Genomic DNA, 2,091 nt, shown 5'->3' with positions numbered 1-2,091 from the left:
GATCGTGGAGGTGGTCGAGGCCGCCTACCGGCTGCATGGTGCGGGCCGCACGGTCAACCCGCCGTCCTCGTTCCTCCGCTTCCCGGACCGGGCGGCTTCCCGGATGATCGCGCTGCCCGCCTCCCTGGGCGGCGGGTCCCCGGTGGACGGACTGAAGTGGATCTCCAGCTTCCCGGAGAACGTGAGGTCCGGAGTGCCTCGCGCCTCGGCCGTACTGATCCTCAACGACCCCGGCACGGGCTACCCGTTCGCCTGTCTGGAGAGCTCGATCATCAGTGCCACGAGAACGGCCGCTTCCGCGGTCTCGGCGGCCGACCGGCTGAGCCGCGACCGGACCCGTCCCACCCGCGTCGGGTTCTTCGGCACGGGCCTGATCGCCCGGTACATCCATACGTTCCTCGAAGGCTCCGGCTGGACGTTCGACGACATCGGCGTGTACGACGTCTCCGCGGAGAGCGCGGCCGGATTCCGTCTGTACGCGGAGCAGTCCGGCAGCGCGGCCCCCGTCACGGTGCACCACGCCCCGGAGGAACTGATCCGCACCAGCGACCTCGTGGTCTTCGCGACCGTCGCCGGCGAACCCCATGTCGACGATCCGGCGTGGTTCGACCACAACCCCGTGGTGCTGCACGTGTCGTTGCGCGATCTGGCCCCACGGGTCCTGCTGGCCTCCACCAACATCGTGGACGACATCGAGCACTGCCTCAGGGCGGCCACGTCCCCCCACCTGACCGAGCAGCTCACGGGCAACCGGAACTTCGTCCACGGCACGCTGGAGGACGTGATGGCGGGACGGGTGACCGTGCCGGCGGACCGTCCGGCGGTCTTCTCTCCCTTCGGTCTCGGTGTGCTCGACCTCGCGGTCGGCAGCTTCGTCTACGACCGGGTCGCCCGCCCGGCGAACTGCGGATCATCGACGACTTCTTCCACGAACGACGCCGCTACGGATGACCCCGGCCGCACCGGCGCCGGCCCGCCATCGCCCACAGCAAACGCTCGGAAGTGGAGTCCACCGTGTCTGTCATCACTGTTCCTCAGGCCTTCGACGAGGAGGAGCTCTATGTGGACATCGAGCGGATCTTCGGTCAGGCGCTGCTCCTCAAGTGCGAGGGCTTCAACTTCGCCGGCTCGATCAAGCTGAAGGCCGCGGCCGAGATGGTCGCCGCGGCCGAGCGCGACGGCTCCCTGACGGCTGACTCCGTGCTCGTCGAGTCCTCCTCCGGCAACCTCGGCGTGGCGCTGAGCATGATCGCGGCGAGCAAGGGCTACCGGTTCGTCTGTGTGACGGACTCACGCTGCAACCTCGCCACCCGGCTGATGATGGAGGCGCTGGGAGGCGAAGTCCATGTGGTGGCCGGCCGGGAGGCCGGCGGCGGTCTGCTCGGTGCGCGGCTGGACCACGTCCGGCGTCTGTGTGCCCGCGACGACCGGTACGTGTGGCTGTGCCAGTACTCCAACCCGGGCAACTGGAGGGCGCACTTCCGGACAACGGCTCCGGAGATCGCCCGTTCCTTCCCGCGGCTGGACGTCCTGTTCGTGGGGGCCGGGACGACCGGGACGCTGATGGGCTGCGCGCGGTACTTCCGGAACTGGCACCGCCCGGTACGGATGGTCGCGGTGGACACGGTCGGCTCCGTGGCGTTCGGGGGCGACCCCGGCCGCCGGATGATTCCGGGGCTGGGCATGAGCATGCGTCCGCCGCTCCTGGACGAGTCGTACGTGGACGAGGTGGTGCGGGTNCAATCCGCCGATCGCGGAGGGGAAGCCGCCGAGCAGACGGGCGAGCCCGGTCTCGACCAGCTGATGCTCCGGACGGCCGACGGCGACCGGGAGGCCTTCACCGGTGTCTACGACCGGACCGCCGGCCCCGTGATGGGCCTGGTCCACCGGGTTCTGAGGGACCCGGCGCAGTCGGAGGAGGTGGTCCAGGAGGTGCTGCTCGAGGTGTGGCGTACGTCCGGCCGGTTCGAGCCGGGCCGCGGCAGCGCGATGACCTGGATCATGACCCTGGCACACCGACGCGCGGTGGACCGCGTACGGGCGGCGCAGGCCGGAGCGGACCGCGAGCGACGGGCGGCGCTGCTGGCCCCC

Annotated in this window: 1 protein-coding gene and 2 pseudogenes; all 3 read left to right on the top strand. The window is 70.4% G+C overall.

Translation table 11 applies throughout. The features are described 5' to 3' along the window. A pseudogene (gene sbnB, locus JGS39_RS39750) lies at positions 1 to 951 on the top strand (2,3-diaminopropionate biosynthesis protein SbnB); the annotation flags it as partial. A 63-nt stretch (positions 952 to 1,014) separates the two neighbouring features. Then, positions 1,015 to 1,752, top strand: a pseudogene (locus JGS39_RS39745) (pyridoxal-phosphate dependent enzyme); the annotation flags it as partial. 51 nt (positions 1,753 to 1,803) lie between these two features. Continuing rightward, the coding region (locus JGS39_RS42135; protein ID WP_443742937.1) for a sigma factor at positions 1,804 to 2,091 on the top strand (288 nt) is incomplete at its 3' end.

The organism is Streptomyces poriferorum (genome assembly GCF_019399235.1).
GTDB classification, from domain to species: domain Bacteria; phylum Actinomycetota; class Actinomycetes; order Streptomycetales; family Streptomycetaceae; genus Streptomyces; species Streptomyces poriferorum.
Note: the sequence above shows the minus strand (reverse complement) of the source record. Positions and strands in the feature narration are given on the sequence as shown.